This is a genomic window from Streptomyces sp. NPDC037013, assembly GCF_055607265.1.
In genome coordinates this window covers 686,112-708,027 of sequence record NZ_JBVJRV010000001.1, presented here as the reverse complement: position 1 = coordinate 708,027, position 21,916 = coordinate 686,112, and the positions used below count along the sequence as shown (strand labels likewise).

Sequence of the window (21,916 nt, the reverse complement as noted above, 5' to 3'; positions counted from 1 at the left end):
CGAACCCTACGGCCGCCCTAAGTCCGGAGCAGTGCTCTCGAATCCGTGCGCCGCTCCGCCGCGAGCGCGCCGCACATGAACCCGCAGGCCGCCCTCAATCCGGTGCAGTGCTCTCGACCCCGCACGCCGCTCTCCCCCGAGCACACTGCTCCCGAACCCGTCACCCGCCCACACCCCAGAGCAGCGCCTTCGAACCAGCCCACCGCTCTCAGATCAGCCAACCGCTCTCAGATTCGTACGCCGTGTGCCCGCAGGTAGGCGAGCGGGTCGACGTCAGAACCGAAACCGGGCCCCGTCCGCACCTCGAAGTGCAGATGCGGGCCCGTGCTGTTCCCCGTGGAGCCGGACCGGGCGATGCGCTGGCCGGCGCGGACCTGCTGGCCCGCCTTCACGGAGAGCGCCGACAGATGGCCGTACTGGCTGTACTTTCCGTCGGCGTGGCGAATGACCACCTCGTAGCCGTAGCTGCCGCCCCAGCCGGCGGAGACGACGCGGCCCGCGGCGACGGCCTTCACCGACGTCCCCGTGCGCACGGGGAAGTCGACGCCCGTGTGGTAACCCTTCGACCAGGAGCCGCCCGCCGCGCGGTACGGAGTGCTCGGCGAGGCGGCGACGGGTGCGACGGCGCCCGGCGAGGCCGTCTGCGCACGCGGTGCGGAGCCGTGTGAGGACCGCCCCCTCTGGTGCTCCCTCTCGTGCTCCTTCTCCCGCTCCCGCTGTTTCTCGTGCTTCCTCTCGGTCGCCGCCTTCTCGGCTCTCCGCTCCGCCGCCCGCTTCTCTGCGGCTTTCCGCTCCGAGGCCTTCTTCTCCGCCGCCTTCTGGCGGGCCCGTGCCTCGGCACGGTCGTCCGCGTCCGTCCCGGTCCGCGCCCTTCCGCGATCCGCCACAGCGCCGCTCTTGGTGCTGCCCTGGCCGTGGACCGAGAGCCGCTGGCCGGGTGTGATCAGGTCGGGGTCGTCGCCGATGACGCGTCGGTTGGCGTCGTACAGGCGCTGCCAGCCGCCCCGGACCCGGCGCTCGTCGGCGATGCCGGAGAGGGTGTCCCCCCGCACGACCGTGTACATCTCGGCGGTGCCGGCGGTGGACTGCGGGGTCACCTCGGGCTTGACGTCCTTCACGTCACGGCGAGGCCGTTCCGGCTTGCTCGGGGCGCGGGCCGGGGTGACGCCGGGCGAGCCGCCGCCCCGGGTGAGTCCCGCCTTGGACGAGCAGACCGGCCAGGCGCCCGGCCCCTGCGCGTGCAGGACCTTCTCCCCGACGGCGATCTGCTGGGCCTTGGTGGCGCGGTCGGGGCGCGGGGCGTAGGCGGTGCCGCCGTACGCCTCCCAGGTGGACTGCTTGAACTGCAACCCACCAAAGAAGCCGTTGCCGGTGTTGATGCTCCAGTTGTTGCCGGATTCGCAGGCGGCGACCTTGTTCCAGGTGTCGACGTCCGCCGCGCCCGCCGTGCCCGCGACGGTGAGCGGGAGCGCCATGCCCGCGCCGCCCGCCGTGACGGTCAGCGACGCGCGGTTGATGCGGTTCGGCTGATACCGGCGGTGCCGGCCCCGTACGGCCATGGGAGCTCCCTCGGACACACGTCATCACGGATTGCACACAGCGGACACACGACAAGCCCGCAAGCTAGCCGGTCCGAGCAATCCGTGACAAGAGTCCGGAGAGGAAGGGGAGTTGGGCGCGTCAGCCCCTCAAGTGATCCTTCAGCCAACGCAGTTGGACTCCCTGCTGGTAGGGGCCGCCTCCCTCGTGCTCGTTGAAGGCGTACACCTCCATCGAACGCTCGCTTCCGCCATACGCGTTGAAGGCGGCGAACACCGTCGACGGCGGGCAGATCTGGTCCTGCAGCGCCGCGGAGAAGAGGGCGGGGGCCCGCCCGCGGGCCGCGAAGTGCACGCCGTCGAAGTACGACAGGGTCTGGAAGACCCGCTCCTCGCCGTCCCTGCGGGCCTTCAGGTAGAGCCCGATCTCGCTGTAGGGAGGCATTCCCGTCAACGTCGCCGCCCGCGGGAAGTCGCAGAGGAACGGCACGTCGGGCGCGATGGCGGCCAGGTCCGGCACGAGCCCGCCGACGGCGAGGGTGAGGCCACCGCCCTGGCTGTTCCCGAGGGCCGCGACGCGCGAGGCGTTCACGCACGGGTGGCTGCGGACGGCCTCGACGGCCCGTACCGCGTCGACGTACAGGCGTCGGTAGTAGTAGTCGTGGGGGTTCTCGATGCCGCGGGTCACGAAGCCCGGGTACGAGGGACCGCTCCCCACCGGGTCCGGGGTGTCGCCCTGCGCCCACCCACCGCTCCCCTGCCCCCGCGTGTCCATCACGAAGTGCGCGTATCCGGCCGCGGCCCACAGCAGGTGCATGTGGGGCAGCCCGCGCCCGCCGCCGTAACCGATGTACTCGACGACGGCGGGCAGCGGCTCTCCGCCGTCCGCGCCGGCAGGCAGAATCAACCAGCCCTTGACGGGGTGACCGCCGAATCCGGCGTAGGTGACGTCGAAGACGCGTACGCCGGTGAGCGGCAGGTCCACCGGCTCGAACCGAGCTTCGAGTTCGTGTTCGCGGGCCTCCTGCAGCGTCTTCTCCCAGAAGGCATCGAAGTCCTCGGGTTCGGGGAGGTCGGGCCGGTAGCGGCGCAAGTCGTCGAGGGGCAGATCGAATTGGGGCACGGACGGCTCCTCGTTCGGAACGGAAGGTGGTCATCAAGCTAAGCGGGCCGCGGCCGCGGCCGACAGGGAGCGATTCCGGCCGTGGATGGGCCGCAGAGCCGGGCGTCCGGCGACCGAAAGAGACGGCCGGCGGCAGACGGCGAGCGGCTTCCGGAGGCCGGACGGGCGACGGCGGGCGCGGTCCCGTGGGACCGCGCCCGCCGTATGTCGACGGCCTCAGCGCATGGGGTCGGGCTGTGGCTCAGGCGTCGGGTCGGGGCCCGGCTGCGGGATCGGGGCGGGCGGGTCCGGGCTCGGCCGCGGCTCCGGATTCGGCACGGGGTCCGGGCCCGGGAAGGGCCTGCCCGGCTCCGGCGGCGCCGGGTCGGGGTCCGGGAAGGGCCTGACGGGCCCCGGGGTCGGCGCGGGATCAGGGTACGGATGGGTCATTGTGCTCCTCCAGCCAGTGGTACGCCAGCGGCTCCTCCCCGCGTACCCGACGCCCCCGCGTCCAAGCCTTCCACGGTTCCCCGCGCTCCGCCCGTGGCGCGCGCCCGGCCTTAGGAGTCGGCCCCGGCGAGCAGCGCGGCGGCTGCCGCGAGGCCGGGCCGGGGGCTGGAGAGCACCGGCACCCGAACCTCTGGGACCAGCCCTTCCGCGGCGGCCATGGAGGCCTGCGCCAGCACGATGGCGTCGGCGTCCCGTACGGCTCGCACCGCTCTGGCCACCTCCTGCGCGTACCCCGCGGAGTCCCCCGCCTCGAAGAGCTCCCACGCTCCGTGGACCAGTTCGGCCCGCACCGTCACGTCCCGTCCGGCCCGCCGGGCCTCCTCCTCGACCAGCGCCGAGGTGGGTGCCAGCGTGGACGAGACCGTGGCGAGCACGACGACGCGGGAGCCCGCGGCGACGGCCGCCGCCGCCATGGGCCGGTCGACCCGGACCACGGGGACGCCCAGCTCCGCCCCGACCGACTCGGCGACGCCCCCGATGGTCGAACAGGTGCACAGCACGGCACCGGCTCCACTCGCCACCACCCGTTCCAGTGCCTCCCGGACTGCGGGGGCGACGGCGTCCGGCCCCTCGCGGCGCGCCCGGGCCAGGAGTTCCTCGTCGACGTGGTGGCGCAGCCCGATGCCCGGGTGCTCCGCCTCCCGTAGGCCGTCGAAGACGGGCACGTGGACGGCGGACGTGTGGACGAGCCCCAGGGTCACCATGCCGACGGATCCGTCCGCGCCTTGTCCCGCGCGGCCCGCATGAGTTCCTCGGAGGCCGGCGGGGCCTGCTCGGGATGGCGCTCGGCCCACTTCACGACGTACGGGCACAAGGGCGCGACGGCGACACCCTCGCGCGCCGCGATGGCGTACAGCTCCCCGGCGAGTGCTCCGGCGATGCCCTTGCCCTCGTGCGCGGACGCCACTTCGGTGTGCACCGGCACGAGCGCGGCTTCGGGGGCGTCCAGCGTGAAGTACACGATGTGCCCGACGACTTCACCGCCCTCGAGGGCTTCGAGCATGCCCCGGGTCCGGTCGTCACGGATGTCGATACCGCTCATCGTTCTCCCTCGCACATGGCGCGGGCCGGGCCCGGGAACGCGGGTCAGACGGAGACCCGGCGGCTCGACGGGTTCCGCACCATGTCCGGATCCCCCGGTACGGGCTCCGCCGGATCGCCCCCGAGGGCGACCACACGATTGCCCTCGTCGACATGGACGACGCGCGGCCGCAGCGCCCGCGCCTCGGCGTCCTCGACCTGGGCGTAACTGATGATGATCACCTTATCGCCGGGGTGGACGAGGTGTGCGGCCGCACCATTGATGCCGATGACACCGCTGCCGCGCTCGCCCTCGATCGTGTACGTCTCCAGACGGGCGCCGTTGGTGACGTCGACGATGTGGACGAGCTCGCCGGGCAGCAGATCGGCGGCGTCGAGAAGGTCCGCGTCGATGGTGACGGACCCGACGTAGTGCAGGTCGGCCTGGGTCACGATGGCGCGATGGATCTTGGACTTGAACATGGTGCGCAGCATTGAGGCACTCCTGGACATAGGCTCCCTGCCCGCGTTTTTGCAGGTCAAGGGCTGTTCTCACACCCTACAACGGTCGCACGACCGGGTGGCGGCACCCAAATGTCTCAGGTCCCGCGCTGACCGCTCGCCGGCTACCTCGACGCCTGGCTCACTCTCGCGGGCCCCCACTATGGCGACGCCCCAAGCCTACGCAGCACCCCCGGTAGACGTCCGTGATGACCGTCACGCGAACAGCGCCACGGGTCAGCTGCCAGGTTGCACGTGGCACCAGCTGCCGCCGGGCTTCGGCCCGTCCGGACCGACCGCACATCGCCGCTTCACCGAGTGGAGCCCGGCACGAGTCTGGGCAACCTCCATCGCCTGGTCCTGAACGAACTCGCGCAAAGGGGTTTGACCGGTTGGAACCTCTGGTGCGGGGCGTGGGATCCCGCCGGTCCGCTCCCGGCGCGGGCCACGTCACCGTCAGTCCGCCTGCTCCACGCCGACAACGGATACGACTACGACCACCACCTGCGCCGATGGCTCCGATCGCAGACCATCACCCAGCGCATCGCCCGCCGGGGTGTTCAGTCCTCTCAGCGGCTGGGTCGGCACCGCTGGACCGAGACGTGGCCGACCGCCGCCTGGACCTGGCGATCAGCTCACACGCCGCCGAGAAATCCCGGGCCAACCCCATCGAACCGTCGGCATGAGTCGCGGGCGACACCGAGCAACTCGGCCATGGGTACGGCACGGCGACTGGTCGCGGGTAGGTCTCGACGCGCCTCGGCGGCCCACAACGGCGGAAACACAGACAGGCCCTGATCGCTGCTCAACACCCGGACCTCATCCTGCCAGCCGGACCAGCGCAAATCCGCATAGAACTCATCGAGCGCCCCGGACGCCAGCCAGGCCAGCCACGTCGAGTGCCCGACTCCCAAAGCCTCCCAGCGAAGTGAGTCCGGGGCGAAGTAGACGATCTCACCGGGTCCCCCGGGGCGGCCCATGCTGACGGGAGCTCTGCCGTTGAGAGCGAAGACGCCGCCCAGCACGTCATGCGCCACCACCAGACCTCTATCCGGTCGCCACCCGGATTCGAACGCTTCCGGGAACCGATTGACCTGGGCCAGGCTCGGCACCCTACGAGCTGCCCGGTCCAAGGGGCTGCCGAATACCCGTACCCATCCGTGGTCCACCAGCAGACCGCCACAGTGCATCACTACCGCACCGAGATACGACCCGGTCGTCACCTGCATCTGAAGAAGCGAGGATCTGGCCAGAGCTGTGTCGGGCGGAAGCACCTCGACAGACACCGGCCCGCTGCGAAGAGTCTCTATGAGCTCCGGCCAGGCCGGTTCCTCGACATCGATCAGCTGACTCAATTCACGCATGCCCGCATCGTCGCACCCACACCTCGCGGCTTGACCGGCATCATCGGTGAAACCCTCAACTGGCGCCCCACCGGCGCGAACCTGCCTCCCCGATCAACGGCACGGATCCGCATACGTCAGGTCCGGAAAAAGCTGGTGCCATCTCTGCTTCGTCGTCGGTGCGTCCCGCGTCACGCACAAGGTCCGGCTCAGCCGTGCCGGATCGGTGTCCAGGAGGAGGGTTCCCGTGCCGAGTGCGGGCAGGGCGGTGATGATGTCAGGTTGCACCACCATCGCGTCCCCTTGGGGCGTGAACTCCTGGACGGTCACCTCGGGTGTCGGTCCGGTCAGGGCGAGCAGGTCGCTGCCGGCGGGCGAGGAGCCGTCCGTCGTGAGTCGCCAGAGGCCCAGGCCCGAGCCCCATGCCGCCAGGAGGTCTCCGTTGGACGACAGGTCGTTCATGGATGGCAGTGGGCCCGTGAGTGGGATCGGCGTGCCGAGCCGGTCGAGGTCCCACAGGGGCGGACGTCCTGTCGTGGACAGGCCGGCGAGCAGGTGGTCGGAGATCAGCCGGAGTTTCAGCGGGTCGCTCTCCACGGTGCCGAGCGGGCGGGCGGTGCCGTGTCCGGACAGCTGCCAGACCTTCGCCTTCCGCACCCCGCCGTTGCCCGCGTCGGTCAGCAGTAGCCGCCGTTCCTTGCTGGAGGTGACGCCGGCCGGGCTTCCGTCGATACGTGTCCTGCGGCGAGGGTTCCGGGGGTCGGAGATGTCCCACACGTCGGTCCACTTGGGCGCCATGACGACGAAGACATCCCGACCGCCTGAGAAGACGTTCGTGGCCCCCTGCGCGGCGTATGTCAGGTGGCCCAACCGCCGCGGGTGGGCGAGGTCTTGGATGTTCCAGAACGTCACGGTGCCGGCCGACCTGTCGTCCAGTGCCAGTACGGTGCCGTCGTCGGTCGCGTCGAAGCCGAGCACTTCGCCCGAGGCCCTGTCCGCCGTACGGAACTCCTTGCCGGGCCGGAGCCGCCCGGCGTCGTAACCCCACAGCCGCAACCGCTTGGCCGTCGTGTCCTGGCTGATCAGGACCGTCTTTTCCCCGGACAGGAAGCGGGCCTTGCGCCACGGTTCCGGAAGTACGGCCTCCTCACTCGGCAGGACGTCCGGCGCGCCGAGCCGCCATAGGTGGGTGCGGCCGTCCGCGGTGCCGGTGGTCAGCCGCCGGCCCTGCTGGTCGAACCCGGAGCCTTTGACGGTCCCGGCGTCGTCCGAGGCCCCCGGCACGGAGTTCGCGGGTGGGTTCCACAGCCGTACCCGGCCGTCCGAACCACCCAGCGCGACGCCCCGGCCGTCGGGGCGGTAGGCGACCGACAGGTCGTTCCCGCCGCCCGGGCGCTGCGGCGAAGAGCCCTCCTTGAGCGGGGCGGACAAGCCCGCGTCGGTGTCCACGGTGTAGGTGTGGAGGCGCCGGTCCCACGAAGAGGCCACCATGTACTGCCCGTCCGGGCTGAAGGCCACCCCGGACATCGTCTTCCTGCCGGTCGGCGGGCCGCCCGTGGATACCCGGGGGTGCTCCGGGTCCGTGACCGTCCAGTCGCGGATCTCGCCCGACGCGCCACCGCCCGACAGCAGGTGCCTGTCGGGGCTGAACGCCAGCGATTCCACCCATGCCTCGCGGATCACCTTCCGCCGCTTCGGGGCGTGCGGGTCGGTCGTGTCCCACAGTTCTACGGTGCCGTCCCCGACGGCCTCCGCGAGCGTACGACCGTCCGGGGAGAAGGCCACCGCGCCCACGCGGACGCTCTTGGCGCCGCGCATGGCGGTGCGGCGCGGGTGGCGAGGGTCCGTCAGGTCCCACAGCGACACCCGGTCGTGGTCGGCGGCCACCGCGAGGGTGCGCCCGTCGGGGCTGAACGCGGCGGCGAACGCTTTGCCGGTGCCCGTCCGCAGCCGCGTCACCAGGTGCGGGTGGAGGGCGTCGCGGGTGTCCCAGACGTAGAGCGCGTCGTTGGTCCCGGCGGCCAGGTAACGGCCGTCCGGGCGCCAGGCGATGACCGGTGTCTGGCCCGGCCTGAGGACGGGGCCGGGCGCCGGCCGGTACGGGTCGGCGGTGTCCCAGAGCCGGACCGTGCCGTCCTGGGCGGAACTGGTCAGCACTTTCCCGCCCGCCCGGTAGGCGATGTTCACGACGGCGCCGGTGTGGCCGCCGAGCACCACCGGCGGGGCCGGGGTCAGTGCCGCCTCCAGCAGGGCGGACCGTGCCTCGACGGTGGGCGACACCCGGTAGGCCTCCAGGCTCAGGTCAAGGGCCGTCGCCGGGTCCTCGTCCCGCAGCGCCCCGGCCTGGGCGGCGATCCGTCGCGAGGCCAGCAGCGCGGCCCGTTCCTGTGCGTGGCCGCGCTGGACGAACGCCACGGCCCCGACGCCGATCAGCAGCAGCGCCGCGCACACCGCGATGCCCGACAGGACATGTCTCCGCAGTCTGCGCCGGCTCTCGGCCCGGGCACCGGCCACCAGGAAGTCGCGCTCGGCGGAGGTGAGGGCCTGCCCTGCTCCCTCCCGGTGCAGCCACGGCCGCACCTGCGCCAGTCGGGTCCCGGTGTAGAGGTAACCGGGGTCCCGATCGTGGCCGTCCCAGTCGGCGGCGGCCTCGGCGAGCCGCTGGTGTTCCAGCAGGTCGGCGCGGGCGTCACGGATCCAGCCGCGCAGCCGTGGCCAGGTCTGGAGCAGCGCGTCGTGCGATATGCGCGCCGCGTCGCGGTCGGCGGTGATCAGCCGGGAGTCCAGCAGAGCGTCCCAGACCACCCGTATCAGGGCCGGACCCCCGTCGGCGGGCCCGTCGAGCAGCGCGTCGGGTGAGACCCGGCATCCGACCGCCTCGCCGTCGGGGGTGAGGTGGACGAGGTTCAGGAGCAGGGCGCGCAGGGCCCGGCGACCGGGTGGTTCCAGCGACTGGTGGAGCCGCTCGGCGCTGGTCGTCACCGACTGCCAGATGCCGCCCGTCCGTTGGTAGCCCGCCAGGGTCAGTACGGCGCCGGAGCGGTTGACCCAGGTCTCGGCGAGGGCGTGGGCGAGGAAAGGCGCGGCGGCGTCCGGTACCGGCTCGTCGTCCGCCCCGCCCCGGCGCAGGTCGTGGAGGAGCCGGTCGGTCAGGCCGTCCTCCAGCACCAGACCGGCACGCTCGGCGGGCCGCTCGATGACGGCCCGTAAGGCGCCCAGGTTCATGGGCGGAACGGTGAACTGCCCTGCGTCCAGGGCGCTGACCAGCTCCGGATGGGCAAGGCAGTCGGCGTAGTGGTCGGCGCGCAGGGCGAGGACGACCTGCGGCCGTTCGCCCGTACCCGCGCACAGCAGCCGTATGAACCGGGCGCGTTCCTCGGCGTCCGCGCAGTGGGTGAACACCTCCTCGAACTGGTCGACCGCCAGCAGAAGGCAGGCCCGCCGGCCCGGCGCCGGCGACGGGAACCGCCCGGCGGCGAGTGCCCGGCGCACCTCGTCCTCCCGGCCGCCGCACGCCCGGGACCACAGCCCGGCGAGCGCGCCCAGCGGGTCCTCGCCGGGGCTCGGCAACAGCAGCCCCGGCCAGGGGACATCGTCGCCGCCCGCGCCGTGCAGGGCCTCGAGTCCGGCCATCAGCCCGCGCCGAGCAGCGACGACTTGCCCGCGCCGGACGCGCCCACCAGGACGACCGGATGGTCCGAGGCCGCGTCGCGGACGGCGTCCAGAAGCCGCTCGGTGAGCTCCTCGCGGCCGTGGAACCACTCGCGGTCGCCGGGGCCGAACGAACGCATCCCGGGGTAGGGGCACGGCACATCCGCCGGCGGCTCGGCCCGCGGCGCCGGGCCCGGGCGGTAGGCGCGGTTCGGAGCCACGACCAGGCCGCCCAGCGTCCCGTCGCTGCGCGCCTACGGGCGTGCCGGGCCGTCCCTCAACTCCCGTTCCACAGCGGCGTACAGGTGGTCCAGCGTCAGCCGGGGAGGCCCGCCCGGGTCGCCGTCCTGCAGCAGTCGCAGCAGGTGCCCGCCGAACAACGTGTGCCGGGCGCCTTCGGGCGCGAAGGAGGCCTCGAACTGCGAGGCGGACGTCAACAGGAAGCTGCCGTCGGGCCTGGCGGAGGCGAACGGGTCGGCGGCGCGGCCGTCCGGAGCGGTCGCGCGGCCGGAGAAACAGCAGTCGAGCACGGTGACGCTGCCACCCACCGCGTCCCCGAGCAGGTCGCGGACGGTCCGGTAGGGGACGGCGGCGGAGACCCGATCGGCGGCCGGGCTGGCGTACGTGGCGAGGTAGAGCTCGTCGCGCGGGCCGAGGATGCCGTGGCCCACGTAGCAGAAAAGCACCGGACCGGTGGCTTCGTCGACGGCCTCCTCCACGGCGGCCACTACGTCCGCCGCGACGGCCCGGGCCGGCACGCGGCGCACCTGTTCCATGCCGCAGATCTCCCGCAGCACGTGGGCCAGGTCGTCGAGCGTGGTGTCCACGCCCGGCAGCGCGGGCAGGGCGGACCCCGGGGCGTGGCTTCCGGTGCCGACCAGGAGCGCGCGGCCGCCCGGGGCGGCCAGTCCGGTGGCGTCCGTCACGAGCCAGGGTGGTCGTCGTCGGCGCCCGTCCCGGGTGTGGTCGCGTCCGTTTCCAGAGCTGCGGCGAGCTGCCGTACGAACTCCCCCGCCTGCTGCCCGTCGAGCGGTTTCACCTGTGCGGAGCTGAACGTGATCTGCGTGCCGTCCGGGCGGGAGACCGTGACCGTCTGACTTCCCTTGCGGGCCTGCAGCCAGGCGATGACCGCTCCGGCCAGCACGGTGGCCACACCGCCGGGCTCCAACAGCGCGAGAATCACCTCGGTGCCCGCCCCCATCGTGCCGGGCCGCGGCGCGGAGCCGGTGTCCCGGCGGACTCTGCCGCGCAAGCCGGGCTGCCCGGCCAGCCAGCGGCGCAGATCCTCGTGGAGGCCGTCTCCGGCGCCGCCGCTCTCCTCGTCGGGACTGATCGTCAACGCGATACGCATGGGCTCCCCGTGGGCCTGATATGCGCGTACGTACGGGGCCCGCATCCTAGCTCGGACGGGGGCCGATCGACCCTGCTGCTCTCCCGACGGCAGGCGCCGAAGTGCTCGCGCGGCGCGTTGACCGTACTGGGGATCGCCGCGTCACTGGTGGCACGCTGAGCGGCGAGATGTGGGATGCCGCCACCCCGGTCACGGGATGTCCAGCAGGACCTTCCCGACCACACCCCGCTCCAGTGCCGCGTGGGCGTCAGAGGCGCGCTCCAGCGCGAAGCGGTGCAGCGGCAGTCCGGCCTCGTCGCCCACGCGCAGGGCGCCCGCGTCCACGGCCGCCGCGACGTCGGTCACCGCCCACTGTTTCGCGGCAGGCGGCACGGTGTAGACGTACACGCTCTGCCAGCGCAGGTTCGCCGCAAGCGTGGAGAGCACCGGGACGGAGAGCCGCTCGTCCGCGCTGCCCGAGTAGTACGCCACCACGGCACCCGGGGCGGCCACCGCGACATCGAGAGCGGCGTTGGCGCCCGGTGCGACCTCCACAACGATGTCGACGCCCTCATGTGCGAAGGCGAGGATCTCCGCGGTCGCGTCCTGCGTGCGGTAGTCGACCACCGAGTGGGCGCCGGCCGCGCGCGCGAGCGCGGCCTTGGCGGGGCTGCTGACCGTGGTGATCACACGCGCTCCCGCCCACCGGGCGAGCTGGATGGCCGCGTTGCCGACCGCGCCGGCGCCGCCGGCCACCAGCACGTTCACGCCCCGCAGGGTGCCGGGCGCGATACGACCCGGCCCGCCCTCGTGAACGGTCAGCGCGCGATGGGCGGTCAGGGCCGGAATGCCCAGGGCGGCGCCGAGTTCGAACGGAGCGTGGTCGGGCAGGGCGACGGCATGCCGGTCGGGAACGAGCGTGTACTGCTGGGCAGTTCCCCAAGGCCGCTCCCACGCCGCCTCCCAGATCCACACCCGCTGCCCGACGCGTCCCGGGTCGACCTGCGGACCCACGGCGTCGATCACCCCGGCACCGTCCTGGTGGGGCACCTGCTCGTCCATGCCTGACGGCAGGGGGCGTTGACGGCTGCGCCAGTCGGTCGGATTGACGCCCGAGACGTGCACACGGACCCGTACCTCGCCGGGTCCGGGCTCGGGAACCGGCCGCTCGACCAGCTGGAGGACCTCGGGCCCCCCGGCAGCAGTCCGAATGACGGACTTCATCTCTCACCCATCCTTGGCTCACCCACGGGAAACCCGGCGTCCGACGAGAACGCCACCGCCCGGGAACATCCTCTGAACCCCCTTACGGAGCGGGGTATTCCGAGATTCCCGGCGAGCCATTCTTCCCACTGTCCGCTACGCGTCGATCTCCGCGATCAGCGCATCGACCCGCGCGCGGATCGCGTCGCGGATCGGGCGGACGGCATCGATGCCCTGACCGGCGGGGTCTTCGAGCCGCCAGTCGAGATACTCCCGGCCGGGGAAGACCGGACAGGCGTCGCCGCAGCCCATGGTGATGATGTAGTCGGACGCCCGGACGGCCTCCGGGGTCAGCACCTTCGGCACCTGGCCGGCGATGTCGACACCCACCTCCCTCATCGCCTCGACGGCAACCGGATTGATCCCCTCGGCGGGCTGCGAGCCGGCCGAGCGGACCTCGACGCGGTCACCCGCCAGGTGGCGGAGGAATCCGGCGGCCATCTGGGAGCGCCCGGCGTTGTGGACGCAGACGAACAGCACGGAGGCGAGCGGCGCGGGGTTCATGGCGGGTCCTTCAAGGCTGGGGCGGGCGGTAGGGGCCGGATGTACGGGACGGATCAGAAGGGCGTAGACCAGTACGGACTGGCATCAGTGTCGAGTGATGTGTGACAGTATCAGCGCATGCTGACATCAGTCGATACTGAACTGATGCGGGTGCTTGCCGACCCGCTCAGGCTCCGGATCGTGACCCTGCTCGCCCGCGAGACGCTCTGCACCACGCACCTGGTCGAAGAGACCGGCGCGAAGCAGACCAACCTCTCCAACCACATGAAGGTGCTGCGCGAAGCGGGCGTGGTGGAGACCGAGCCGTGCGGCCGGTTCACCTATTACCGGCTGAAGCCCGAGGTCATCGAGACACTGGCCGGGTCGCTGGGTGAACTGGCCGCCACCGCTCGCGAGACCGCGGAGACCGGCCGGAAGCGGGCCTGCTGATGACCTCCACCGAACCCGCCACCACGGAAGACCCGGTCACCGAGGAGGCAGCGGGCGTCGTCGCGAGGCTGTCCACCCTCGACCGCTTCCTCGCCGTATGGATCCTCCTCGCCATGGCACTCGGGCTCGGGCTCGGCCGCGCGATTCCGGGGCTCGACGACGCGCTCGCCGCGGTCGAGATCGGCGGCGTCTCACTGCCGATCGCCGCCGGCCTGCTGATCATGATGTATCCGGTCCTGGCCAAGGTCCGTTACGACAGGCTCGACGCCGTGACCGGCGACCGCAGACTGATGGCGTCCTCGCTGGTCATCAACTGGGTCGTCGGCCCCGCCGTGATGTTCGCGCTGGCCTGGATCTTCCTGGCGGACCTGCCCGAGTACCGCACCGGCCTGATCATCGTCGGGCTCGCCCGCTGCATCGCCATGGTCATCATCTGGAACGACCTCGCATGCGGCGACCGCGAGGCCGCCGCCGTACTGGTGGCGCTGAACTCGGTCTTCCAGGTCCTGGCGTTCGGCCTCCTCGGCTGGTTCTACCTGGACCTGCTGCCCGGCTGGCTCGGCCTGGGCGACGGCGAACGGCTCGACATCTCCATGGGGAAGATCGCCCTGAACGTCGTCATCTTCCTCGGCGTCCCGCTGCTGGCCGGATTCCTGACCCGCCGCATCGGCGAGAAGAAGCTGGGCCGCGAGGGGTACGAGACCGGTTTCCTGCCGAGGATCGGCCCTTGGGGGCTCTACGGCCTGCTGTTCACGATCGTGATCCTCTTCGCCCTGCAGGGCGGCACGATCACCTCGCGGCCGCTGGACGTCGCCCGCATCGCGCTGCCGCTGCTGGTGTACTTCGCGCTGATGTGGTTCGGCACGTTCGCGCTCGGCAAGGCGATCGGCCTCGCGTACGACCGCACGGCGACGCTCGCGTTCACGGCGGCCGGCAACAACTTCGAGCTGGCCATCGCCGTCGCCATCGCCACCTTCGGCGTCACCTCGGGCCAGGCGCTCTCCGGCGTGGTCGGACCGCTCATCGAGGTCCCGGTGCTGGTCGCGCTCGTATACGTGTCGCTGGCGTGGCGGCGGAGGTTCGCCGTCCGCTGACCTGAGAGGCGCTGCGGTCAGCGGGCCGCCGCGGTCAGCAACCGGCCCATCGCTGCCAGGACGCCGGCCTCGACCCGGTAGTACACCCAGGTGCCGCGCCGCTCGGACGCGAGCAGACCGGCGTCCTTGAGCTTCTTCAGGTGGTGGGAGACGGTCGGCTGCGAGACGCCGACGTCGGAGATGTCGCACACGCAGGCCTCGCCGCCCTCGTGCGAGGCGACGGCGGAGAACAACCGCAGCCGCACCGGGTCCCCCAACGCCTTGAACATCTTCGCGGCCCGCTCCGCCTCTTCCGCGTCCAGCGGGCGCTCGGTCAGCGGCGGGCAGCACGGCTCTACCGCATCGCGCGGCCGGTCCGCGCCCGCACGGTCCGCGCCCGGCTGATCCAGGACGGGCAGCTCCACCAGTTTCGGATTCGACATACGCCAATATTGACGTCTGTCGATGCCGCATGGCAAGGTCGGGGTCAGGCTATATCGACGAATGTCGAATCACGGTCGGGCTCCGGACGATTTCCACCCTCAGCCGACCCTCGTCCCCCCTCCCTCCTTCCCTACGCCTCTTTGGAGAACGTGATGAGCGAGAGCACAGCCACCGCCCTGCCGATCGTGGTCATCGGCGCCGGACCCGTCGGCCTGGCCGCCGCCGCCCACCTCGTCGGGCGCGGACTCGAACCGCTGGTCCTGGAGGCCGGGCCGTCCGCGGGCAGCGCGGTACGGGAGTGGGCGCACGTCCGGCTCTTCTCCACATGGACGGAGGTCGTCGACCCGGCCGCCGAGAAGCTCCTGGCCCCCACCGGCTGGGTCAAGCCCGACGGCACCACCTACCCCACCGGCGGCGACTGGGCCGAGCGATATCTGCGGCCGCTCGCCGCCGTGCTGGGCGCGGCGGTCCGCTTCGGCGCGACGGTCACCGGCGTCTCGCGCGCCGGACGCGACCGCGTCGTGGACGCCGACCGCGACCAGCAGCCCTTCACCGTCCACGTCCGGTACGCCGACGGACGCGAGGAACGCCTCTTCGCCCGTGCCGTCATCGACGCGTCCGGCACCTGGTCCACCCCCGGCCCCCTGGGCGGCGACGGACTGCCCGCCCTCGGCGAGAGAGCGGCGGCCGACCGCATCTCGTACCGCGTCCCCGACCTCCGGGACCCCGCCGTACGGGCCAGGTACGCGGGCCGGCGCACCGCCGTCGTCGGCTCCGGCGCCTCCGCCTTCACCGCCCTCGCCCACCTCGCCGACCTGGCCGGGGAAGAGCCCGGCACGCACACCACCTGGGTCCTGCGGCGCGGTATCTCCGGTGCCACCTTCGGCGGCGGCGCCGCCGACCAACTGCCCGCCCGCGGCGCCCTGGGGCTCGCCGCCAAGGCAGCCGTCGAAGGCGGCCACGCCGACGCCGTCACCGGCTTCCGCGCAACCGCCGTGGAACGCACCGAGGACGGCCGTCTGGTGCTGGTCGGCGAGGACGGGCGCAGGCTCGACGCGGTCGACGAGCTCATCGTCCTGACCGGCTTCCGCCCCGACCTCGCCTTCCTGGCCGAACTCCGCCTCGGCCTGGACGAGCGCCTCCAGGCCCCCGCCGGGCTGGCCCCGCTCATCGACCCCAACGTCCACTCCTGCGGCACCGTCTACCCCCACGGCGTCCGCGAGCTCTCCCACCCCGAGAAGGACGTCTACCTGGTCGGCATGAAGTCCTACGGCCGCGCCCCCACGTTCCTCGCCATGACCGGTTACGAGCAGGTCCGCTCCGTCACCGCCGCGCTCGCCGGCGACCAGGCAGCCGCGGAGCGCGTCGAACTCACCCTCCCCGAGACGGGCGTGTGCGGCGGCGCGGGCCTCTTCGACGAGGCCGGGGCCGCGTCCCAGACGGGGCCCGAGGCCGATGCCGAGCAGGCCGCTGGATGCTGCGGCGCTCCCGCCTCCGCAACGCCGTGAGCCATCGTCCCCGTCGTCGTCCCGCTGCCGGGCGGCGTCGCGAGGGGCGCTGCGTTCGCCGGAAAGTCTCACCGTAGGCCGGGGAATCCGGAGAATTTCGTGCAACCGGACGCCGGGCCCCGGGCGCCGGTCCCTGGACGGACATCAACCGCCACCCACATCCCACCTACCCACCTCCCCCACCTACCCCTCCCCCGCCCCCCGAGCCTCCACCTCCTCGGACGTACGCAGACCGGAGAGCAGGACGACGCCCCAGACCACCAGGGCCGCGCCCGTGAGCTGGGGCAGGATCCACCAACCGGTGCGCAGCCGGTCGCCGTTGAGGGCCATGCCGAGGCCGAGGCTGGCGGCGGCCTCGCCGAGGGTGAGGGCGGGCTGGGAGGCGATCAGCGGACCGGACTCCATCGCGTTGGTGAGCAGGAACAGCGCGCACGCGCCCGCCGCCACACAGCCATACGTCTGCCACGTGGTCACGAAGCCTCGGATGCCCGCGTCGCCGAGCGTGCCGATGGCGGCGTTCATCAGTGCGGCCGTGAGGGCGTAGGCGAGCGCGGACGCCGTACCGAACGACGCGGCGCGCACCTTGCCGCTCGCGCGGGCCAGCGCGACGGCGACGCACACGCCCACGCCGAGGCCCACCACCACAAGGGCGACGGCCCAACGGGCGCCGGAGACGTCGCGCCCGCCCTCCACGGGAGTCGCCGCGCCGAGCGAGAGGGCGAGCCCCGCAGTGGTCATGAGCGAGGCCGTCCAGCCGCCCGCGGGCATCGGTGTCCGGGCGAAGAGGTGGGCGATGACGAGAGCGAGAGGCAGTTCGAGGACCAGGATGGGCTGGACCAGCGAGAGGGAGCCCCGGCTGAGGGCCAGGGCCTGAAGTACCGCCGCCGCGATGATGACCGCGATGCTGGACAGCCACACCCGGTTGCTCACCAGGTGCCGGACGAGACGCGGACTGAAGGCGTCGCCGGTCGGTACGGTGCGGGCGGCCACCCGCTGGAGGACGGTGCCAGTGGCGTTGGCCAGGGCGGTCAGAACCGCGAACAGGGCGGACAACGTGGGCGCGTCCAAGGCAACAGGCTCCTCACGCTGCGGGGACGGGAGGCGACGACGTACTCGACGACGTGGATGAAGACGAGGCGGAATGAGACGGTGCGGCGGAGGAAGACGGTGCGGGAGGAGGGGCCCAGTGCCCTTCCGCCCCGCCCTCTCGACTCGTCACGTTCGACCCGTCACGCGAGGTCGGGTCCGCGGGTCGGCGTCACCACGTGTGCGCCGGTGGCCGCCCCCGACGCCGACCGCGCCGTCCACGCGCTGTGGGCAAGCAGGGCCAGCCAGACGCCCACCAGCAGCAGGTGGCAGCGCTGCGCCACGCCGTGCCATCCGCCGAAACCGATCAGAGGTCCCACCGTGCACAGCGAGGAGACCAGGGCCGCCCCGCCGAGCAGCGGCCCCCAGCGGGCGATGAGCGGCGGCGTGCCACGGCGGCGCGCGGACCAGATGACCGCGGCCATGGAGGCGAAGAGGAAGAAGTGCACCAGCGCGCTGGTGAGGGTGTGCGCGGGGTGGGTGACGCGGCAGTCTGGCCGCACCGAGGGCGCGCACGTCATCGGCATCAGCACGTCGGCCACCGAGCATGCGCCAAGTCCTGCCAGCGCCCACCAGCCTGCTCGTGCCACCCGGTCGCCCGCGGCCACGACACCGCTCGTCACGGCGCTCAGCACGGCAGCCGTCAGGATGAGGGCGGCACAGACCAGCTCCAGACCGCCGAACAGCCAACGGTACGGACTGCCCTCCGCATACAGCTCGCTGACGTAGGAGTGCCGGGCGTCGAGGCCCGTGGGGAGGACGTTCTCCAGCAGCCAGGCGTTGTACAGGAGCGCGGCCGCCGCCAGGAGCACGGTCACCGCCCGGGGAGCCCCCAGCGGCCCTCCGCCCGCCCGGCGACCGGGCGTCGTTGTGTTGATCATTGGGCCTTGATAGCGGCATTTCGGTGCGTTGTGGTGCAGTACGCCCACCGAGTCACTCGTGTGAGGCCGCCACCGGCTGAACAGAGCCGAGGACACCGTGGGCTGGTTCAGCGTGTCGGGAATGGCGTGCCCCAGGGTTCCTCCTCCAGGAGAAGGCCGTTGGCCACGTAACTGATGGTGCGGTACCAGCCGGCCAGCACGAGGAATTCCAGGAGCTGGGCGTCTTCGTAGTGGACGCTCAGGGCATCCCAGGCGGGCTGTGAGAGGTGCGCCGTGTCGTGCAGTTCGTCGACGGCGTTGAGCAGTGCCGCATGGCGAGGCGGCCACCCGGCGTGGGCTGCGGTGTTGATGTCCGTGGTGGCCTGGAGCTGTTCCTGGGTCAGTCCGGCCTGCTGGGCGAGGGTCGCGGCGTGCACGCCCCATTCGTAGGCGCAACCGGTCCGCGCGGTCACGCGGGCGATGACGATCTCGCGGTCGATGGCCGGGAGAAGGCCCTTGCCCAGCAGGCCGGCGCCCAGGACGAACATGCGTGAGGCCAGTTCCGGGTTGCGGTGCAGCACCCGGAAGAGTGTCAGGGGTTCGTGGGGCGCGCCGGGAGGCATCCATCGGCGGAGTGCCTGGTCGATGGGTGCGGGGTACGGCGGAGTGAGCGGTTCGATGCGTGGCATGGACAGCTCCTGCTTCGGTTTTCGAAGCAGTATGATGCTTCGAAAACCGAAGCGCAAGGAGTGGACATGGAAGCCGGCACGCCTCGGCCGGGCTCACCGGTACGCGGATCCGACTCAGGGCGTCCGGTCATGGCCGCGCTCGATCTGCTCGGGCGGCGCTGGACGCTGCGCATCCTGTGGGAACTGAGCCAAGCCCCGGCAGGATTCCGGGAGTTGCAGCGCCGATGTGAACGCATGTCCTCGAGCGTGCTCAGCGCCCGGCTGGGCGAGCTGACCGGCGCTCGCGTGCTCACTCCGCACGGTGACACCTACCGGCTCACCCGGCTGGGCGAGGATCTCGTCGAGGCGCTCGGCCCGCTGAACGACTGGAGCCGACGGTGGGCGGAGGAGACGAGCACCGACACGGCAGGAGACGCCGAGAACTGACGTCGCGCTCAGGCCGCACGCATCGGGCGCGGGGCTGATCGCGGGAGCTGGGCAGGCGGGGCGAGCGCGGGGGCGCCGTCCGGCACCGGTACCGCGGCGAAGATCTCCTCCTGCTGGTCCTGGAGTTCCTGCTTGCGCTGCGCGCTGGTCGAGGGCAGGCGCAGCTCCTCGTAGAGCTTGTGCGTCTCCTCCTGGGCGGCCTTGCTCGCCGGGGTGTGGAACTGCACCTCGAACCGCTGCCCCGAACGGGGCGCGCGCCACCCGGTGTTGAGGCCCTTGTAGCCGTGGCCGCGGCCCCAGCTATTGGACCACTTCGTCACCTCGTTCGCGCGGGCCGACAGCACGTCGGCCGCGCGAGTCACCCCGGCGACGTAGCGGCCGTCCGGCCACTGCAGGGTGTAGCGCACCGCGTCGCTGAGCCGTGCGAGCGCGTCGTCGACGTTCCGGTCGGGGTGCTCCTTGAGGTCGGTGGCGACCTTCCGCTTGAGTGAGTCCGGGGACTTCAGACGGTGGTCGAAGCCCACAAGATCGGCGTGGCTCAGCCGGGCCGCGGCCTGTACGTGGCGGCTGATCGACCGCTCGGCCCGGCGGGCGTGCGCGAGGTAGGCGTCGACCTTGCCGTTGTCCTCGGCGTTCAGGCGCAGCCCGTCGCCCTTCCAGCCCTTCGGGTCGTCCTGCCGGCTGCCCACCCCCGACGCCGCCCCTTCGGGGGCCTCGGGAGGCGGGGAAGCGGCGACGGAGTTGAGGTGATCGCCGTGCTTGTCCGCGGCGGACGCCGCGATCCCGGTCGACGCGGGGGCCATGGCCAGGCCGACGGCGGCGGCCAGTACGGCGGCGCCTCGACCCCAACTGTGCTGCGTGTTCATGCGCTCGCGATGTCCCTTCTCGGTGGGTCACCACCCAGGTAGGCCCTGGAGCAGGGCGGGTGATGTTCCCGGGACAACGCGAGTCGGGCGAGGAGGTATCGGTCGGTGCGTCCGTTCAAGGGACCTGGTCGGGGTCCTGGCCGGGGGCCTGCGCCGTGCGTGGTCCGGTGGGGTCCGACGCCGGTGGGACCTTCACCCCTGCGGCGTGTTCCGCCAGGCCCTTCGCCATCGCCTGCATGAAGCGGCGGAGGTACCACGCGAAGAACAGGCGCATCCTGCCGCGCGCCACGTACGTACCGTGCCAGTGGATCCGTGTGCCGCCGCCGGGCAGTTCGTGCAGTTCGATCGTGGCCCGATAGTCGGCCATCTGCGGGGTGTCCACGCCCTCGTACGAGAAGCGGTGTTCGGGGTCGAGCGAGAGGTCCGTGATGCGCTCCCGGGTGACGACCTTCCCCGTACGGTAGGCGCGGGTGGCCCCGACTCCGTCCTGGCCGTCGGGTGAGAGGCCGCTCGAACGGCCGGTGTCCAGCGCGTCGATGCGTGACCATTCCGGCCAGCTCCGCGGGTCGCGCAGCAGTACCCAGATCACTTCCGGCGGTGCCGACGATTCGGCCGTGACGTCGTATGACTGCATGTCGACGCTCCTCACGAGGTCCAGGCGTCGGCCCGGGGCGGACGGTCGGGAGCGGTCGGGCCATCGCAGCCGCAACCGCGGCTGGTGGAGGCGTGGTTGCAGCGCCGAGGAAGGTTGATCATGAGGGGAGCCTAGGCACCTCGTGCCGCCCGGCCCATGCGTGAGATTGCGATGCGGCGGTCAGGAATTGCGGTGGCCGGCGCGGTACTCCGAGGGGCGCGCTCCGGCCTGCCGGAGGAAGGCCGCCGACAGCGCGCCGGGTCCCGCGAAGCCGCACCGTGACGCGATCCCGGCGATCGGCAGGTCGGTTCCGCGCAGCAGGCGTTTCGCCTCCTCCACGCGCAGCCGGGTGAGGTATCGGTACGGCGTCACGCCGGTGGCCGCCTTGAAGACCCGGACGAAGTGGTAGACGCTCAGGTGCACTTCGCCCGCGATCTCGGCCAGGGTCAACGGCTCGGCGAGCCGGTCGCGCATCATCGCGACGGCGGCGCCGACGCGCGCGTCCTCCCGTAGACGCGCATCCGCACCCGGGCCTGGGCCCATGGCCGCCGGGTTGCCCCGACCGGTGTTCCGGGCATGGCGTGTGAGCAGGTGCACGGTCAGGAAGGCCGCCGCCGATTCCGCGTACAGGTCACCGGCCACCTCGTCGAGCGAGCCGAGCGTGCGGACGGTCTCCTCGATCAGCGGGTCCCCCGCCTCCAGGGACGCGGCCACCGCCTCGTAGTCCACCGGGCGGCCGCCCAGCTGTGCCGCGACCGTGTCGACCGTGTCGCGCGGGATGTGGATCTGCACGCTCCGCATCGCTTCCGTGGCGCGGTAGCGGCGGAGGACCGGTTGGCCCGGGACGGCCATTTCCAGCCGTCCCGGCGCCCACGTGTGGCGCATCGTCCGGTCGTCACGCCTCGTCTCCATCACCGCCCGCCCCGCCACGGGCAGCACCAGGTGCAGGTCCGCCGCGCCCGGCAGTTCCATGTCCTCGGCGACCGGGACGTGTTCGAACCGCTGGACGAGCAGGTAGTGCCAGCCTGCCATCTCCCAGCTGCAGTACGTCCGCCGGACGTAACGGGCCATGTCGAAACCGGCGTACGGCTGGAGATCGAAACGAGTGGAGTCGAACACCATGGCATCGAGGTTACGGC

At 72.1% G+C, this 21,916-nt stretch carries 22 protein-coding genes and 2 pseudogenes; 5 read left to right on the top strand and 19 right to left on the bottom strand.

Annotation, left to right across the window (positions count from 1 at the left end; genetic code table 11):
- Positions 1 to 227: 227 nt before the first annotated feature.
- The 5 genes from ACZ7DY_RS02910 to panD all read right to left on the bottom strand — a co-directional run bounded on the left by ACZ7DY_RS02910 (position 228) and on the right by panD (position 4,665).
- Positions 228 to 1,559 (bottom strand): transglycosylase family protein, encoded by a 1,332-nt coding sequence (locus tag ACZ7DY_RS02910; RefSeq protein ID WP_471129161.1) that lies wholly within the window; start codon positions 1,557 to 1,559, stop codon positions 228 to 230.
- A 121-nt stretch (positions 1,560 to 1,680) separates the two neighbouring features.
- A complete protein-coding gene (locus tag ACZ7DY_RS02905; protein ID WP_471129159.1) occupies positions 1,681 to 2,661 on the bottom strand; it encodes an acetylxylan esterase in 981 nt (326 codons plus the stop codon).
- A gap of 539 nt (positions 2,662 to 3,200) precedes the next feature.
- Positions 3,201 to 3,854 carry an aspartate/glutamate racemase family protein gene (locus ACZ7DY_RS02900; protein WP_471129157.1) on the bottom strand — a complete coding sequence of 218 codons (654 nt, stop codon included), beginning with the start codon at positions 3,852 to 3,854 and terminating at the stop codon, positions 3,201 to 3,203.
- Positions 3,848 to 4,192 (bottom strand): GNAT family N-acetyltransferase, encoded by a 345-nt coding sequence (locus tag ACZ7DY_RS02895; protein ID WP_471129154.1) that lies wholly within the window; start codon positions 4,190 to 4,192, stop codon positions 3,848 to 3,850. The genes ACZ7DY_RS02900 and ACZ7DY_RS02895 overlap by 7 nt, the downstream gene beginning before the upstream one ends.
- A gap of 44 nt (positions 4,193 to 4,236) precedes the next feature.
- Positions 4,237 to 4,665 carry an aspartate 1-decarboxylase gene (gene panD / locus ACZ7DY_RS02890; protein ID WP_471129152.1) on the bottom strand — a complete coding sequence of 143 codons (429 nt, stop codon included), beginning with the start codon at positions 4,663 to 4,665 and terminating at the stop codon, positions 4,237 to 4,239.
- A 253-nt stretch (positions 4,666 to 4,918) separates the two neighbouring features.
- On the opposite strand from panD, the pseudogene ACZ7DY_RS02885 reads away from it, so the two are divergent.
- A pseudogene (locus ACZ7DY_RS02885) lies at positions 4,919 to 5,265 on the top strand (transposase family protein); the annotation flags it as partial.
- Between the two features lie 41 nt (positions 5,266 to 5,306).
- Here ACZ7DY_RS02885 and ACZ7DY_RS02880 read toward each other — a convergent pair.
- The 7 genes and pseudogenes from ACZ7DY_RS02880 to ACZ7DY_RS02850 all read right to left on the bottom strand — a co-directional run bounded on the left by ACZ7DY_RS02880 (position 5,307) and on the right by ACZ7DY_RS02850 (position 12,762).
- Positions 5,307 to 6,035: a DUF2625 domain-containing protein gene (locus ACZ7DY_RS02880; protein ID WP_471129149.1), complete on the bottom strand. Its 729-nt coding sequence runs from the start codon at positions 6,033 to 6,035 to the stop codon at positions 5,307 to 5,309.
- A 93-nt stretch (positions 6,036 to 6,128) separates the two neighbouring features.
- Positions 6,129 to 7,541 carry a WD40 repeat domain-containing protein gene (locus ACZ7DY_RS02875; RefSeq protein ID WP_471130202.1) on the bottom strand — a complete coding sequence of 471 codons (1,413 nt, stop codon included), beginning with the start codon at positions 7,539 to 7,541 and terminating at the stop codon, positions 6,129 to 6,131.
- Positions 7,542 to 7,742: 201 nt separating this feature from the next.
- Positions 7,743 to 9,805 (bottom strand): annotated as a pseudogene (locus ACZ7DY_RS02870) (nSTAND1 domain-containing NTPase); the annotation flags it as partial.
- Positions 9,806 to 9,919: 114 nt separating this feature from the next.
- Positions 9,920 to 10,591, bottom strand: coding sequence for a caspase, EACC1-associated type (locus tag ACZ7DY_RS02865; RefSeq protein ID WP_471129146.1), 672 nt, complete (start codon positions 10,589 to 10,591; stop codon positions 9,920 to 9,922).
- Positions 10,588 to 11,016, bottom strand: a complete 429-nt coding sequence (locus ACZ7DY_RS02860) for an effector-associated constant component EACC1 (protein WP_471129143.1) — start codon at positions 11,014 to 11,016, stop codon at positions 10,588 to 10,590. Before ACZ7DY_RS02860 ends, ACZ7DY_RS02865 begins: the two co-directional genes overlap by 4 nt.
- Before the next feature lie 189 nt (positions 11,017 to 11,205).
- Entirely contained in the window at positions 11,206 to 12,219 is a 1,014-nt protein-coding gene (locus tag ACZ7DY_RS02855) for an NADPH:quinone reductase (protein ID WP_471129142.1), read from the bottom strand.
- A 135-nt stretch (positions 12,220 to 12,354) separates the two neighbouring features.
- Positions 12,355 to 12,762, bottom strand: a complete 408-nt coding sequence (locus tag ACZ7DY_RS02850) for an arsenate reductase ArsC (protein WP_471129139.1) — start codon at positions 12,760 to 12,762, stop codon at positions 12,355 to 12,357.
- Positions 12,763 to 12,879: 117 nt separating this feature from the next.
- On the opposite strand from ACZ7DY_RS02850, the gene ACZ7DY_RS02845 reads away from it, so the two are divergent.
- Positions 12,880 to 13,191: an ArsR/SmtB family transcription factor gene (locus ACZ7DY_RS02845; RefSeq protein ID WP_471129137.1), complete on the top strand. Its 312-nt coding sequence runs from the start codon at positions 12,880 to 12,882 to the stop codon at positions 13,189 to 13,191.
- A complete protein-coding gene (arsB, locus tag ACZ7DY_RS02840; protein WP_471129134.1) occupies positions 13,191 to 14,285 on the top strand; it encodes an ACR3 family arsenite efflux transporter in 1,095 nt (364 codons plus the stop codon). The genes ACZ7DY_RS02845 and arsB overlap by 1 nt, the downstream gene beginning before the upstream one ends.
- Positions 14,286 to 14,302: 17 nt before the next feature.
- On the opposite strand, the gene ACZ7DY_RS02835 is transcribed toward arsB, so the two are convergent.
- The gene (locus ACZ7DY_RS02835) at positions 14,303 to 14,707 is read right to left on the bottom strand and encodes an ArsR/SmtB family transcription factor (protein WP_471129131.1); all 405 of its coding nucleotides are present in this window, start codon (positions 14,705 to 14,707) and stop codon (positions 14,303 to 14,305) included.
- Between the two features lie 153 nt (positions 14,708 to 14,860).
- Here ACZ7DY_RS02835 and ACZ7DY_RS02830 point away from each other — a divergent pair, with 153 nt between their 5' ends.
- Complete coding sequence (locus ACZ7DY_RS02830) at positions 14,861 to 16,216, top strand: NAD(P)-binding domain-containing protein (RefSeq protein WP_471129128.1); 1,356 nt, start codon at positions 14,861 to 14,863, stop codon at positions 16,214 to 16,216.
- Between the two features lie 183 nt (positions 16,217 to 16,399).
- On the opposite strand, the gene ACZ7DY_RS02825 is transcribed toward ACZ7DY_RS02830, so the two are convergent.
- From ACZ7DY_RS02825 to ACZ7DY_RS02815, 3 genes are all read right to left on the bottom strand, one after another.
- A complete protein-coding gene (locus tag ACZ7DY_RS02825; protein WP_471129125.1) occupies positions 16,400 to 17,284 on the bottom strand; it encodes a DMT family transporter in 885 nt (294 codons plus the stop codon).
- Positions 17,285 to 17,445: 161 nt separating this feature from the next.
- Positions 17,446 to 18,183, bottom strand: a complete 738-nt coding sequence (locus tag ACZ7DY_RS02820; RefSeq protein WP_471129123.1) for a DUF998 domain-containing protein — start codon at positions 18,181 to 18,183, stop codon at positions 17,446 to 17,448.
- A 107-nt stretch (positions 18,184 to 18,290) separates the two neighbouring features.
- The gene (locus ACZ7DY_RS02815; RefSeq protein ID WP_471129120.1) at positions 18,291 to 18,851 is read right to left on the bottom strand and encodes a carboxymuconolactone decarboxylase family protein; all 561 of its coding nucleotides are present in this window, start codon (positions 18,849 to 18,851) and stop codon (positions 18,291 to 18,293) included.
- A 66-nt stretch (positions 18,852 to 18,917) separates the two neighbouring features.
- On the opposite strand from ACZ7DY_RS02815, the gene ACZ7DY_RS02810 reads away from it, so the two are divergent.
- Positions 18,918 to 19,277: a winged helix-turn-helix transcriptional regulator gene (locus ACZ7DY_RS02810; protein WP_471129117.1), complete on the top strand. Its 360-nt coding sequence runs from the start codon at positions 18,918 to 18,920 to the stop codon at positions 19,275 to 19,277.
- Positions 19,278 to 19,285: 8 nt separating this feature from the next.
- Here ACZ7DY_RS02810 and ACZ7DY_RS02805 read toward each other — a convergent pair whose 3' ends face one another.
- From ACZ7DY_RS02805 to ACZ7DY_RS02795, 3 genes are all read right to left on the bottom strand, one after another.
- Entirely contained in the window at positions 19,286 to 20,143 is an 858-nt protein-coding gene (locus ACZ7DY_RS02805; protein WP_471129116.1) for an ATP nucleotide 3'-pyrophosphokinase, read from the bottom strand.
- A 115-nt stretch (positions 20,144 to 20,258) separates the two neighbouring features.
- Positions 20,259 to 20,777, bottom strand: coding sequence for an SRPBCC family protein (locus ACZ7DY_RS02800; RefSeq protein ID WP_471129114.1), 519 nt, complete (start codon positions 20,775 to 20,777; stop codon positions 20,259 to 20,261).
- A gap of 180 nt (positions 20,778 to 20,957) precedes the next feature.
- A complete protein-coding gene (locus ACZ7DY_RS02795) occupies positions 20,958 to 21,899 on the bottom strand; it encodes a helix-turn-helix domain-containing protein (RefSeq protein WP_471129111.1) in 942 nt (313 codons plus the stop codon).
- Positions 21,900 to 21,916: the final 17 nt, after the last annotated feature.